Source organism: Acinetobacter johnsonii CIP 64.6 (genome assembly GCF_000368045.1).
Lineage (GTDB): Bacteria > Pseudomonadota > Gammaproteobacteria > Pseudomonadales > Moraxellaceae > Acinetobacter > Acinetobacter johnsonii.
The window spans coordinates 39,457-54,025 of record NZ_KB849238.1 but is presented as its reverse complement, the minus strand read 5'-3'; the positions used below and the strand labels follow the sequence as shown (position 1 = coordinate 54,025).

Annotated in this window: 14 protein-coding genes; all 14 read right to left on the bottom strand. The window is 42.2% G+C overall.

What is annotated here, in order from left to right; translation table 11 throughout:
- Positions 1 to 40 precede the first annotated feature (40 nt).
- The gene (der, locus tag F986_RS17240) at positions 41 to 1,450 is read right to left on the bottom strand and encodes a ribosome biogenesis GTPase Der (protein ID WP_004697684.1); all 1,410 of its coding nucleotides are present in this window, start codon (positions 1,448 to 1,450) and stop codon (positions 41 to 43) included.
- A gap of 167 nt (positions 1,451 to 1,617) precedes the next feature.
- On the bottom strand, positions 1,618 to 2,763 hold the full coding sequence (gene bamB, locus F986_RS17235) for an outer membrane protein assembly factor BamB (RefSeq protein WP_004697682.1): 1,146 nt from the start codon (positions 2,761 to 2,763) through the stop codon (positions 1,618 to 1,620).
- Positions 2,760 to 3,458 (bottom strand): YfgM family protein, encoded by a 699-nt coding sequence (locus F986_RS17230; protein ID WP_004697681.1) that lies wholly within the window; start codon positions 3,456 to 3,458, stop codon positions 2,760 to 2,762. The genes bamB and F986_RS17230 overlap by 4 nt, the downstream gene beginning before the upstream one ends.
- 27 nt (positions 3,459 to 3,485) lie before the next feature.
- Positions 3,486 to 4,781 carry a histidine--tRNA ligase gene (gene hisS / locus F986_RS17225; RefSeq protein WP_004697679.1) on the bottom strand — a complete coding sequence of 432 codons (1,296 nt, stop codon included), beginning with the start codon at positions 4,779 to 4,781 and terminating at the stop codon, positions 3,486 to 3,488.
- The gene (gene ispG, locus F986_RS17220; RefSeq protein ID WP_004697677.1) at positions 4,778 to 5,893 is read right to left on the bottom strand and encodes a flavodoxin-dependent (E)-4-hydroxy-3-methylbut-2-enyl-diphosphate synthase; all 1,116 of its coding nucleotides are present in this window, start codon (positions 5,891 to 5,893) and stop codon (positions 4,778 to 4,780) included. Before ispG ends, hisS begins: the two co-directional genes overlap by 4 nt.
- Positions 5,894 to 5,911: 18 nt before the next feature.
- Positions 5,912 to 6,688 (bottom strand): helix-turn-helix domain-containing protein, encoded by a 777-nt coding sequence (locus F986_RS17215; RefSeq protein ID WP_004697676.1) that lies wholly within the window; start codon positions 6,686 to 6,688, stop codon positions 5,912 to 5,914.
- Complete coding sequence (gene pilW, locus F986_RS17210) at positions 6,679 to 7,479, bottom strand: type IV pilus biogenesis/stability protein PilW (RefSeq protein WP_004697674.1); 801 nt, start codon at positions 7,477 to 7,479, stop codon at positions 6,679 to 6,681. Before pilW ends, F986_RS17215 begins: the two co-directional genes overlap by 10 nt.
- 16 nt (positions 7,480 to 7,495) lie before the next feature.
- Positions 7,496 to 8,731: a dual-specificity RNA methyltransferase RlmN gene (gene rlmN, locus F986_RS17205; protein ID WP_004697671.1), complete on the bottom strand. Its 1,236-nt coding sequence runs from the start codon at positions 8,729 to 8,731 to the stop codon at positions 7,496 to 7,498.
- Between the two features lie 122 nt (positions 8,732 to 8,853).
- Positions 8,854 to 9,285, bottom strand: coding sequence for a nucleoside-diphosphate kinase (gene ndk / locus F986_RS17200; RefSeq protein WP_004697669.1), 432 nt, complete (start codon positions 9,283 to 9,285; stop codon positions 8,854 to 8,856).
- A 110-nt stretch (positions 9,286 to 9,395) separates the two neighbouring features.
- Entirely contained in the window at positions 9,396 to 9,596 is a 201-nt protein-coding gene (iscX, locus tag F986_RS17195) for a Fe-S cluster assembly protein IscX (protein WP_004697668.1), read from the bottom strand.
- A 90-nt stretch (positions 9,597 to 9,686) separates the two neighbouring features.
- Positions 9,687 to 10,238, bottom strand: coding sequence for a phosphatase PAP2 family protein (locus F986_RS17190; protein ID WP_004697666.1), 552 nt, complete (start codon positions 10,236 to 10,238; stop codon positions 9,687 to 9,689).
- Between the two features lie 192 nt (positions 10,239 to 10,430).
- On the bottom strand, positions 10,431 to 11,711 hold the full coding sequence (locus F986_RS17185; RefSeq protein ID WP_004697665.1) for a glycosyltransferase family 4 protein: 1,281 nt from the start codon (positions 11,709 to 11,711) through the stop codon (positions 10,431 to 10,433).
- A 118-nt stretch (positions 11,712 to 11,829) separates the two neighbouring features.
- Positions 11,830 to 12,240: a hypothetical protein gene (locus F986_RS17180; RefSeq protein ID WP_004697663.1), complete on the bottom strand. Its 411-nt coding sequence runs from the start codon at positions 12,238 to 12,240 to the stop codon at positions 11,830 to 11,832.
- A gap of 14 nt (positions 12,241 to 12,254) precedes the next feature.
- Positions 12,255 to 14,564 (bottom strand): fimbria/pilus outer membrane usher protein, encoded by a 2,310-nt coding sequence (locus F986_RS17175; RefSeq protein WP_004697662.1) that lies wholly within the window; start codon positions 14,562 to 14,564, stop codon positions 12,255 to 12,257.
- Positions 14,565 to 14,569 lie beyond the last annotated feature (5 nt).

Below are 14,569 nucleotides of genomic sequence, written 5' to 3'. Positions count from 1 at the left end.
ATCACTTTGGGCTTTTCAGCATCAAAACCTAAATGCCTGATTAGCGTTTGAATTTCTTCTCAGCTTTCTTAAACTTCTGAACATAACGACGCTTACGTGCTGCCGTACGTTCATCCACCTGTGACTTACGTCCTTCAAATGGGTTTTCAGAGGTTTTAAACTCAATACGTACTGGCGTACCTTCAAGTTTGTACACTTTACGGAATACGTTTTCTAAATAACGGCGATAATCCGCAGGGGTTTTATCGACTTTGTTACCATGCACTACAATCGTTGGTGGATTTTGACCACCCATATGTGCATAACGCATTTTAATACGGCGACCACCGACCATTGGCGGTTGGTGCGCATCCGTAGCATCACTTAAAATTTGTGTGATTTTTGCAGGTGAAACTTTCAAATGTGACGAATCATAAGCACGGTGAATCGATGGATATAGATCCCCCACACCCGTACCATGCAATGCAGAAATTAAATGCACTTTCGCCCAAGGAATAAAGTCAAAGCGACGATCGACATCCAACTTACATTGTTTACGATCATACTCAGACATGTTGTCCCATTTGTTAATCGCAATCACCATCGCACGGCCCGCTTCAAGCGCGTAACCAATCAAATGTAGATCTTGCTCAACCACACCTTCACGTGCATCAAGTACAACCACAATGACATGGGCATCTTTAATGGCCTGGAGTGTTTTCACAATTGAGAACTTCTCAATCATTTCATCGACTTTACCTTTACGGCGCACACCTGCAGTATCGATTAAGGTGTACTGACGGCCATCACGTTCATACGGGATATAGATCGAGTCGCGGGTTGTCCCCGGTTGGTCAAATGCAACTACACGCTCTTCACCCAATAAACGGTTCACTAGCGTAGATTTACCGACGTTTGGACGACCAATAATCGCTAAACGTAAGCCTGTGTTCTTGTCGTGCTCATCTGCATCTTCATCTTCGGGCACACTTGAAAGCACGTCTTCAAGCATTTGCTGTACACCGCGACCATGGCTCGCAGCCACTTGCATAGGTTCGCCCATACCTAACTTGTAAAATTCAACAAGTGCAGCTTCGGCATGTACACCATCAACTTTATTCGCCACAAGGTAAACTTTCTTACCGAGTGTACGTAGCTCACGCGCAATTTGCTCATCCGATGCGAGCAGGCCTGCGCGTGCATCAACTACGAATACAATAATATCGGCTTCATTGATGGCAGTTTTAGACTGTTCTGCCATGTAAGAGTCGATACCGCCTTCATTTTCGCCAATACCACCAGTATCAACCACAATGAAAGACTTATTTTGAAATACAGCATCACCATATTTACGGTCACGAGTCAGACCGGCAAAGTCAGCAACAAGCGCGTCTCGGCTTTTGGTGATCTGGTTAAATAGCGTTGATTTTCCGACGTTCGGACGACCAATGAGCGCAATTACGGGTTTCATAGATTAACCTTTATTCAAGATCAGCCAGTGAGACTGGTCTGAACATCAGAAACTGGAAGAAAATTAGGTGAAAAACCTGAATAAAAACTCGGGGTTTTGACTAAGCAAACACCCCGAGGAATTTAAAAAATACGAATTTCGACTAGTTTAACATAAGTCGAACAGAATTAACGATTCTGCCAAATGCTTAATGCACCCTTTCGTGTCGCAACATAGAGCTGATCATCAATCACACGTAAAGTACGCACTTCGCCAGACGTCTTAGCACGACCGATCAACTCACCTGTCGCAGGGTTCAGCATGTGCAATACACCATCTAGATCACCGACGATTAGGTCTTGGCCTAACATCACTGGATTACTCAATTGGCGGTTCAGCAGGCTGTCATTCTCCCAAAGCTTTTGACCCGTGCTAATTTCATAAGCCACTAACTTACCGTCAGTTTGCGCCACGAATACACCATTACCCACTACTTCAGGGCGCTGCGTACTGCTTGAGTCTTCACTCCACACTACTTGCTGTGAAGCCAAATCTGTCATGGTCACTTGACCTTGATAGCTGGTCGTAATCAAGTACTGACCTGCCACTACAGGATCACCATCAACATCATTCAAACGTTGAATATCCGAACGACCATCCGACACAGCTACACGGCGCTGCATACGTGGCACGCCAGTAAGCACATCTAAAGCATAAACATAGGCATTAGCTGAAGAAATTAGCACTGTACGCGCATCGACAGGAACAGGCGCAGCATTGCCGCGCAAACTAAGTTGTACATTCGGTAAGTTATAGGTCCACACTTGCTGACCTGTTGCCAAATCATGCGCAAAAACAGTGCCATCATTACTGACAGAAATTACACGACCAGCTTGAATCAACGATGGCGCAAGAAGTGCACCCGTTAATTGTGCTGTCCATTTTTGCTCGCCAGTTGCCTGATCTAAAGCAAACAATTGCCCTTTGGCGTTACCTACAATGACATGACCATCGGCAGCCTCAACACCTGAACTCAAGCCGGCTTTAGATACTTCTTTCTGCCATAGTTTTTGTTTACCTTGATATGCCGTCACTACACCTTTAGGGTCAAGCGCAAAAACTACACCGTTGTCTGCATCTAGGCGTAAACGTAAAGGATCAGCAGTCGAAGTTGAAGACACACTTTGAGAAAATACAGGAGTCAGGGTTTTCGCCTGAGTCAGTTTTGGAAGTGGATTCGGCTTAACTTCTTTTACTTTTCCGCTACTTGCACAACCCGCAAGCGCTAAAGTTAATACTGTTAATGCGCACGAAATTTTGTATTTTCTATTCATTCAGTTTCTTCCGCTGCTGTTTCTATAAGTGGACGTTCGATTTCAGGATCATCAACTAAAATACCAACACTTTCGAGTTTAATTTGTAAAATTTGGCGTTCTTGTTTACGTTCAACCAACTGATCCCATGCACTTTGGTACGCTTTTTTCGCATTTTCGATGTCATTTTTAGCCACATAGACATCACCCAAAGCTTCATCGGCTGTCGCTTTAAAAGCAGGATCTTTTACCAATGCGAGGTTTTTAATCGCATCATCAAACTTCTTTTGCGCCAATTGTGCATAAGCTAAACGCAATTTCACAATTTGCACTAAGCCGTCGTCATCCACTTTCGAGTTTTCAACTTTCTTCAACGCTTTTTCAGCACTAGCATAATCCGCTTTGTCATAGGCCAATTTTGCCATCAACAATTGCGTTTGAATGGCCTGCGCCGAATCTGGTGCTTCTTTCACAATTTTGTCGGCAGTTGCAGACAAGGCTGTAAATGCATCACCTTGCGTTGCACGTGCTTCATCCATCAATTGTTGAACTTTAGCCGTGTTCATTTGGTTCTGGGCCAAAGTCTTCTTCTGCCAGTATTGCCATCCAAAAAAGGCAATCAGCGCAATTAAAATCCCACTAATAATGGCTGAACCATATTTCTTAGTGAAAGACTTTAAACTATCAAGTTGTTCTTCATCACTTAATGCGCTCATGTGACTACCCTTTCCTTATATTTTGGCTTATTTTGAAGAAAATTTTTCAATCATAAATGGCACGATGTCATCCACCGCAACCAAAGTTTGTTCAGCTGTTGCCAACTCTTTTACGGCAAACTGTGCAGCTTCTACCTCGCGCTCACCCAAAATGAGGGCAAACAATGCGCCAGACTGATCCGCTTTTTTCATTTGCGACTTCATTGAACCATGTGAACCAACTTTCAAACGAAGCGTGCTTGATGCAGCATCTAACTGGTTACGAATTTGTTCTGCAAGCACCAAAGCTTTGCCTTGAGAAGCAGGATCTGCCAATAAAAACATTTCGCAGTCACGTATAGGTGTAGCGTCTTCGACTTGCTCAAGCAACAACAACAGACGCTCCATACCCATCGCAAAGCCAACTGCAGGTACAGACTGATCGGCCTTGCCTTTAAGCTGACCCACTAAGCCATCATAACGACCGCCCGCACAGACTGTGCCTTGTGAACCCAAATGCGTGGTGGTCCATTCAAATACAGTTTTATTGTAATAATCTAAGCCACGCACCAGTTTTTGGTTAATCACGAAGCTCACACCTGCATCGGTTAAATAATGCTGCAAAGTGGTAAAGTGCTGTAGTGTCTCCTCTCCCATAAAGTCATGCAACTTCGGCGCATTTACTAAAATGGCTTGGGTTTTTGCATCTTTAGAGTCAAGGATACGTAGTGGGTTGGTGGTTAAACGACGCTGTGAATCTTCATCTAAATCATTTTTATGTGATTCTAAGAACTCCACCAATGCCGCACGATAAGCTGCACGTTCATCAGACTCACCTAAAGTATTCAACTCAAGTTGAACTTTATCTGCCACACCCATGCGTTTCCACAGACGTGCCGTCATCAAAATCAGCTCAGCATCCATATCTGGGGTTGCAACACCAAAGGTTTCCACGCCAAATTGGTGGAACTGACGGTAACGACCCTTTTGCGGCTTTTCATAACGGAACATCGGCCCGATATACCAGACACGAGGCGTTGCACCGCGAAGCAAGTTATGCTCCAGCATGGCACGTACACAGCCTGCTGTTCCTTCAGGACGCAAAGTCAAAGACTCAGGCGGATTACCTTTGTCCAAGAAGGTGTACATTTCTTTTTCAACGATATCCGTTGCATCACCAATTGAACGTTTGAACAAATTGGTTTGTTCAACAATAGGCAAACGAATTTGCTGGTAGCCATACGCATCCATCAATGATGCGAGATGCTGTTCAAGACGTCTCCACGCTGGTGTTTGCGTAGGAAGAATGTCATTAAAACCTTTGATTGCGACAATTGAACTCATGATGAACTACGGATGATCTCTTTAGATTTAGCTTCTTCAAGCTCTGAAACACGCTGACGAACCATCGTTTCGATTTCGTCAACCAACTGATTTGTGTCAATTAAATGGCTCTTTTCACCATTACGATACACCAGTGAACGTGGACTTGCACCAACTACACCAATATCGGCTTCTTTGGCTTCACCCGGACCATTCACTTTACACCCAATCACCGACACATCCATTGGGGTACGAATATCTTCTAAACGCTCTTCTAAGGCTTGCATCACTGAAATCACGTTGAATTCTTGACGTGAACAACTTGGACAAGCAATGAAGTTAATGCCATTTGAACGAAGACTGAGTGATTTTAAAATATCAAAACCAATCTTAATCTCTTCTTCAGGTTCCGCTGCCAAGGAAATACGCATGGTGTCACCAATGCCATCCAACAACAAACCGCCCAATGCAATCGCAGACTTCACTGAACCTGTACGGTAAATCCCAGCTTCTGTCACACCCAGATGTAACGGATTATCAATTTGCTGTGACAATAGACGGTAAGCATCCATGGTTAAAAACACATTGGATGCTTTCACTGAGACTTTGAATTCATGAAAATCTAAACGGTCTAGAATATCAATATGACGCATCGCCGACTCAAGCAAAGCCTGACCTGTTGGCTCACCATATTTCTTTTGAATATCTTTTTCCAGTGAACCTGCATTCACTCCAATACGCATAGAAATATCGTTATGGCGCGCTGCGGCCACCACTTCGCGAATTTTTGCTTCAGAGCCAATATTTCCGGGGTTAATCCTTAAACAGTCCGCACCCAAGTCTGCAACACGCAGTGCAATCTTGTAATCAAAATGAATATCTGCAACCAACGGCACCGATGAACGCTTACGAATTTCACCAAAAGCCTCTGCAGCTTCCATCGTCGGTACAGAAACACGCATGATGTCCGCACCTACATCTGCACAGCGCTGAATTTGCGCTAGCGTTGCTTCCACATCACAAGTTTCAGTATTGGTCATACTTTGAATGCTGATGGGCGCATCGCCACCGACATAGACTGAACCTACACGAATCTTACGAGTAGGCTTGCGTTTAATTGGATTTACAATCATTGCTTTTCCTTGATCCCATTAACGTGACAAGCGGAAATCTGCTTTTCCACCGACGGTATATGGTGACAATGAAATACTTTCATTATTTAAGCTGAGTGACACAGCAGCGGCATCATCAATACGAATTTGGAAAGGAGTCTCACCCGCAAGCTCAAGTGTAGAGGCTTGACGCCCTGTTGCCAGTACTTTGCCAGTTGAATCGACAATATGTACAGACGTAGGACGATTGAACTCAAGTTTCAACTGATCCCCTGTAGTTGCAGCAGCCCCATTCATATTGATGATTTGTACATCAGATTCTGTCTGTGGAGTCGCAGCCTCATCTGTACTACCTGACCAATTCTGGATCATGCCGAACAACGCTGCCAAAATCGCAATTACAACAATCGCAATCAGTCCACGTTTCAACCATTTACGGTTACGGTCACGGTTAGAACCGGGTAATTTACCCATGATTTTAATCGGTGAATTATTCAATGCATGATTCGGCAATAGCCCCGTATCATTGGCATAGATGTCATCAAAACGCTGAATAATCGTAGTAGCATCCACTTTTAGGAACTTCGCATAAGTACGATAGTAACCCTTAATGAAGGTTGCTTCTGGAAGCGCTGTATATTCGTCCTGCTCAAGCGCAGTTAAGGTCTTGAGTGGAATATTCAACTCTTTGGCAACGTCGCTTAATTCACGTTTTTGTGTAATACGAATTTGACGAAGATAATCACCCGGACGTTGGATATTTCCTAAAGCATTGCTAGAACCATTCGATTGTGGTGAATTAGGATTTACTTCCATACGGCCTCAGTAGTGTACTGTAATTGCAAATAACGTTTGTATTCTTGACTGTCTGGATACAATGCACGTAACTGGTTGACCAGTACTTGCGAACCCATCGTGTCATGATTTGCTCGCGCAATTCGGATCCCAATCCAAAGCGCACGTGCATCTAAGTTTTTCTCGCCAACCGCTCGCACAAACTGTTCATAGTACTGCGTAGCTTCAGCATTTTGCTGACGTAAATATGAAATTTCCGCCATTTCGATCATGGCTAGATAGGCACCTGAGTTTACCTGTAGAGCTTGTTTAAAAGCAGCTTCTGCTTCCGCCACTCGACCTACTTGTAGATACGCACGACCTAAATTCTCCAATGCTCGATAACGTTGATCATACCCTAAAGTTGAACCTGCAACTTGAAGTTGATCAATCGCGTCATTATAACGCCCAATTTGATATAAATACGTACCGTAGTTGTTACGAGCCTGTGCATTTTTTGGCTCAGCCGCAATTGCATGCTTAAAATAACGCTCTGCCTTTTCCACATTTTGTGGACTGCCTTCACGCTGTAACAAAACGCCCATCATCATATTTGCAGATGCATCACGAGAGTCGATGTCTAATGCTTGATCCAATGTGCGTTTCGCAGCATCGTAATCATTCGACTTAATATATTCAGCCGCCAATTGCGTTCTAACTTGTACTGCTTTACTTGGGTCACCTTTCGTATTCACGGTTTGGCAACCCACCAAGTACCACACTGACACACCCAGTGTCAGCGCAAGGTAAAGTTTAGAAACGGGTTTTTTCAATTGGCATCCCCTTATATTATCCTTGTGAACGTAGAATCTCGTTTTTCTCTGCTACTTTCTTTTTCCACTGCTCAGCACGACGTGTTCGATCGGCCACTTGACCAACCAATTGTCCGCAGGCAGCATCAATATCATCACCACGCGTTTGACGAATCGTACACACAAATCCGGCGTCAGACAAAGTTTTTTGGAAAGAAATAATGCGGTTGCGACTTGAACGACCATAAGGCGCATGTGGAAATGGATTAAACGGAATTAAATTAATTTTACTTGGTAAATTCTTCAACAGTTTAATCATCTGCTGTGCATGCTCAGGATGATCATTCACCCCATCCAACATCACATATTCAATCGTGACATGCTTACGCGCACTTTCATTACCGTCTTTAGCGATATAACGCTGACATGCTGCAATCAATTGTGCCAATGGATATTTTTTATTGATTGGAACCAATTCATTCCGCAATTCATCATTTGGCGCGTGTAGGGAGATTGCCAATGCAACATCAATATCTTGTGCCAATTGATCAATTTTCGGCACTACACCTGAAGTCGACAAGGTCACACGGCGCTTAGACATACCATAAGCAAAATCGTCTAGCATAATACGCATTGAGCTCAATACGGCATCATAGTTGAGTAATGGCTCGCCCATCCCCATCATTACGACGTTGGTCACCGAGCGCTCACGCTCAGCTACAGGCACATCTTCCATATAAGAATAGTTTGCGACCCATAGCTGACCAATAATTTCATCTGGGTTTAAGTCGCGCTGAAAACCTTGTTTACCGGTTGAACAGAATGAACAATCCAGTGCACAGCCCACTTGAGATGAAATACATAAAGTACGGCGCAAACCACTGCGATGCTCAGCAGGGATCAATACGGTTTCAACCAAAGAGCCTTCGCCCTCACCGACGCGAAAGACCCACTTACGCGTACCATCTTTAGAATAATTTTTATGCACCACTTCTGGCGCTTTAATTTCACAAAGTTTTTCAAGTTTTTCACGTAACTTGCCTGAGATATTGGTCATCTCAGCAAAATCAGTCACAAAAAACTGATGAATCCATTTCATCACCTGTCCTGCGCGAAACTTTTTTTCTCCCATATCTTCGAAGAATTTTTCAAGCTGCGGACGTGACATGCCAAGTAAGTTCACTTTCGCAACAGAGTTTTGCTGTGCAGGAGCGGATGGAGATTGTTGCTGTTCAGCCGAAACTGTAGAGACAGCGACCACTTCAGTACTCATGTGTATTACCTAAACCATGTCTAACGATGAAAGGAGAAGCTCAATAAACGAGCAGAAATTTATTCAGGGAATAAAAAAACCAGATAAGTATAATAACACTTATCTGGTTTGAATACTTCGAATTAACGAGTACGTGGAGCAATCTCAGTTTGAGCGAAGAAGTAGTTAACTTCACGATCAGCAGATGCTACAGAGTCAGAACCGTGAGCAGCATTTTCGTCGATGCTTACAGCGAAGTCAGCGCGGATAGTACCTGGAGCAGCTTCTTTAGGGTTAGTTGCGCCAAGGATTTCGCGGTGAGCAAGAACTGCGTTTTCGCCTTCAAGAACTGAAACAACAACTGGACCAGAAGTCATGAACGCAACTAGGTCAGCAAAGAAACCACGTTCTTTGTGCTCTGCGTAGAAACCTTCAGCTTCAGCTTGAGTCAAGTGTTTCATTTTAGTTGCAACGATTTGAAGACCAGCTTTTTCAAAACGAGCAAAAATGTCACCGATGTGGTTTTTAGCAACTGCGTCTGGTTTTACGATAGATAAAGTACGTTCAATAGCCATGATTGGCTCCTTAAGTCAATGTAGACATGAAAATTTTGGCGCATTATACCGACATAATGCACAATTTTCTGCTTTTACTCTGTAAAAAGTTGCTTTTTTCGATACAAGGATTATCGCGCTTCGTCAATCCATGCCATTTGAATTGCTTCAAGCAAACCTTCAGTCGACTTGGTCGGATCATCACTAAAGTCTGGTAAGGCACACACCCAAGCATGTAAGTCTGTAAAGCGAATCCACTGCGGATCGACATCTGGATGAGCTTCATACAACTCAATAGCAATATCAATAGTGTCTGACCAACGTAAGCCCATGGTGGAGTCTCATCACAATGTAGAAGATGCTGTACTGTAGCAAACTCTGAAATTTAAGCGCTAGTTTGTTTGAGATAAAATTGGGCTTTTTTACAACACAATATTTAAAAATGGTGCACTACAAATTAAAGCGACGGCTACGACTGCACCTATCGCCGCTCCGACCAACACATCACTTGGATAATGCAGCCCTAAAATCATGCGTGACGCAGCAACCAAAACAGTAAAAGGCAACATGAGCACCAATAAAATTGGCTGTACAAAGCCCAATAAAGTACTGACCATCACTGCATGTAAAGTATGACCTGAAGGAAAACTAAAATGGTCAAGCGGTCGCTCACCCATTCGAATCACCTGATGCACTTGATAAGGTCTTGGGCGAATAGTTTTGATTTTTAAGACTTTATAAATTAAAGTCCCGCACAATGAACCAAGAACCAAATACACGATTTGCAAACTGTAGACCAATCCTTGCAACAACCAAGTTAAAGCCAACATCGTGTACCAAAAGATGCCATCCCCCAATCGACTGATCCGCTTAAAAAAATTAGCTACAGCATGCGAATGGGAGAAATGATTGAGATAGACACAACCTTTTAAATCTAAATCTAATATTCTTATTTTTGCAGTTTTAAGATTCATACCACTTCTCCTTAACAACAATGTTGAAAGTTCAGCTGGAAAATCATTGTTATATGACGATTTAATTCATCAAAATCGCTTCTCTTTAGGCTCATATTAAAGGGTGTTTTTGACAGTTTGATGATTTAAGTTAAAACTCATCAAAATTACCCAACTCATCTTTATCACTGACGCTTTTAATACAGCTATTGGTTAAAGTGCTACCTTAATCTTTGCCGCGTGATATAAGGCCTGCTCAAACTGTTTTACAGGATACTGCCAGCCTACACTTTCAATATCTTGACGCGCTTGAGTTCCCATACATCTAAGTACCTTTTGCTCTGGCAACTGAATAATAGTTTGCATAAAGTGTGCCACTTGTCCAAAAGGACTCAACCACCCTGTTATACCTTGCTTGATATAACGCTGCGGACTGGCATAGTTATAGGCCACCACAGGCAAGCCGCTGGCCATGGCTTCAAGTACCACATTACCAAAAGTCTCTATTTGACTTGCAAAAACAAAAGCATCTGCACTGGCGTAAACTTGGGCGAGTGACTGCCCTGTTAAGCTTCCCGTAAAAATAACATCTGAGCCATTTGCTATCTCGGTTAAGCGCTTACGATCTGGCCCATCCCCCACAATCACCATTTTCAACTTGCGCGATTGCTGCTTCTTGATATTCAAATAACTCTGAATGAGCACGTCGACTTCTTTTTCTGGAGATAAACGTCCCACATATAGCAATACAGAAGTATTTGCATCTGCTTGCCAGCACTGACGCAATTGTTCTGAGCGATGCTCTGGATGGAAGCGAGTTGTATCCACCCCTCGCCCAACCTCAACCAAGGGGCAAGTCACACCAAAGGTCTGGAGTTGATTTAACGTGGTTTGACTCGGCACACAGGTGAGTACCGTATGGTTATGAAACCAGCGAAGATAACTTTCAATCGGTTTGACCAGCAAAGCCAAATCAAAGAAGCGACTAAAGTCATGAAAAGTTGAATGAAAGCCACTAGACACTGGAATTTGATGTGCTTGAGCAGCATACAGTGCCGTCAACCCCAACGGTCCTTCCGTCACAATATGGACCACATCTGGCGCGAAGCGCTCAATCGCTTTGCTGACTTTGACATACTGTGGCATACCAAATTGCATATCGGCATATTTAGGAATGCTTTTCGCCCAGACCAAACACTCCTGTTCTGCCTGAAAGTCGGCACATATGTTTTTTTGTATTGGGCGGATGAGCTGAATACGATGTCCCAGTGTCTGCAAACCTTTACACAGTTGTAATAAAGAGTTCGCAACACCATTGATTTCTGGTGACCATGTTTCCGTCACGATGGTTATTTTTAACTTGGGTTTTAGTGTTTCTTGAAGGATAGAGAGTTCTTGCTGAATATTATGCTGATGTTGTTGCTTGAGATAAAACCGCTGAGGTTCTGGGAAATTGTGCTGTTTGAATAATTTTGTTGTCATTGAACCGATCATGCTATTCCAAACTTTTCTTATTTTGGTCCAAGTTTAGTTAAACTTTTTGACAGTTTGATGATGATTACAAAAACTCAACCTTATTTCTGCAATCACCCATGGTGTATTAAATGCATCATCAAAACACCATATTTACAAATACGGTATCTCTATATTTACCAGCTGGTGTGGTCGCGGTTATACGCTCTGTAAGGCGTACTGCTACAACATAATTGTTTTTACCTGCCCCCTGCTCTGTTGGGATATTCCAAATATTATCCATAGCACCCGAAACCGTCATACGAGTCCTTAATTTAACTGGTCCATTGTTCAAAAAACTATTTCCTGAAGCATCTTGTAAATTCCGACTATTAAAACGGATCCGATATTTTCCTGTGCAGTTCACACTAAATGAGCTTGCTGCCTGACTATTGTAGTAACTTGCCAAACGCATATTCGGTTCACTAATTCTTCCCATCTCGCAACGACTAGGATTTGCGAAAATGACTGTAGAAAACAATGCTGTCGAGAGTAATAATAATGTTTTCATCTCGAATACTCCTATTATTTGCACTGCAATGAAATTAACTCTGGTGATTGATTTTCAACTGTCTTAGACACTGTAAGTGCTGTTTGACATGAACGACCACCACTGGTTCGTACTGTTAACTTATAATTACCTTCAACCAAACCATATAACATCACGGTACCATCCGTACCAATTGGGTAAATATCCGCTTCTGGGGTATCAATCTCAACCTCACTCCCTGCGACAAATGTATTCCCTTGTTCATCTAAAATTTTCACCAATATCTGTTGCGTATCGAACACTTGGAAATTAATCGTGTAGCCACGCTGTCCCAATGCAACTAAACGATATGCAGCATTCGGTACTTTGCTTTCAATCGGCAACTGATTTGCATCAAACGAAATGTCGTAGTTAATATAAGGAACGATATCGTGTACAAATGCATACCCTTCCTCATTGGTTTTTCCAACAGGTGACATCGAACGTAAAACATCAATATCCTTGCGATCTCCCACTTTAACTAAAGCAAATGCATTGTCCACGGCACTAGTCATTGCATATTGACCACCTAACAAAACTACAGCCCCCCTAAAATTAACTTGTCCAGAGTAATCCGTATCGCTCTTCAAGTAGTTGATCGTCAAATCCCCAACTTCAGTCGATAAGCCACCATAAGTGTTAAACACCGCTTCATCATTACGATAGTCAACACCAACTGCATAATTTGCACCATACTCTCCAAATGAATTCTGAATATAGCGGATACCTCCAGATTTATTTGTACCTGCATCTGCTTGAACACGCCGACCAGCACCAAAATTATAGGAAAATGAGATAAAAGCACCTGAGTTATCAGAATCACCAAATTCTTGAAAGTAGTTTGCGGTATACATTAGTCTCGGTGTAATTTCTTGGCTTACACCAACAGTCAGCATTTTTCGATCTTCAACATTAAATAACACGTTATCTGATTCGTATTGAATTTGCTCGATATAATTTACATTCAGATTTTTAAAAATTGGGAAATTCGGTATGCTAAAATAAGCCATATTTTCAAATTTTGGGAAAACATGATTATCTTCATAACCTAAAGCGCGATAATCTTTGGTTGCATATTTAGAACTTGCACCAAAATTTAATTTACCAAAATTCCGATTAATGGCTATGCCCGCGGAGTAGCCATCTTCAACATCTGTTTGACTACCCAATAAAATACTATCCAATACAAACCACCTGTTTACAGCTTGCGTCCAAAGCAAGCCCGCACTTCGAATATCATCACTATATGTTGCACTTGCACCTAGTGTTGTTCTGCTTGTCATGCCTCGACGAAAATAGACTGAAGTAAAAAAATCACGATAATCACCATTACTCTCATCATAATTAAAACGCAACTTCCCCAATGAGATGTTGTAGTCATTCAACCCCTCTCTAAGCAATTTATTACTAATAAGTACAGGAAAACTACGTACTGTCGTATTTCCAAGCACATCTTGCACAACCATTTGTGCCGTACCTGCACTTTCAATACTTGCACCTGTTTGTAAATTAAAATCCCCAGGCGAGATTTTTTTCTGATAAATATTTACGCCATCAATATATAAATCAACCGTTGATGGAAGAACCGCACTACCTCTTAGGCTCGGAATGTTCCAATAAACATAATCAGGACGCGATACATAATCCGTCCCAAAGCTGATTCCTCCAAAACGCACCCCATTAATAAGTGCACTATAAGGAGAGGTTGTATCCCCTATAATTAGTTTTGTCGCACTTTTAGCAAAATCAATTTCAAGGCTGCTATTTAAACGAACAAACTCCTCTTCTTCAAAATCAAAGCCTTTATTATTTCGATAGACTGCATTATTTCTTAAAATCCAATTATCTTTAAAAATACCCAGTTCAGGTAATACTCCAAAATTTTCATCCTGTTTGTTTTTTTCATAATTTAGGTCGTAATTTAAAAATGCGCCGAAGTTTGCTTTCATCGGCTGCGCAATACTGTCTTCATCGGCAGAGCCAGCGAAAAACTTAGCAGGAAGTGTCAATTTTATGGCTTGTAAACCTGAATCAAACTCTGTTTGGATATCATTATCACTGACTAAGCAAAAACTATTTTTTACTGAATGGTGCTTAAACAACCCCATATTAAGTTGCAATTTTTCAAGGTCTTGGCACTCTACATAATAGAGATTGTTTTCTGTCAGCAATAACACTTCACTTTTGCGATCCACTCCATTCACCCAAATATTTGTTGGAAACAAATCATCAGGTAAAGTCGCTGGCTCTGCACGAACAGAATTTGCACATAAAATACAATATACAAGCAACGTGATTCTGTTCATAGCCG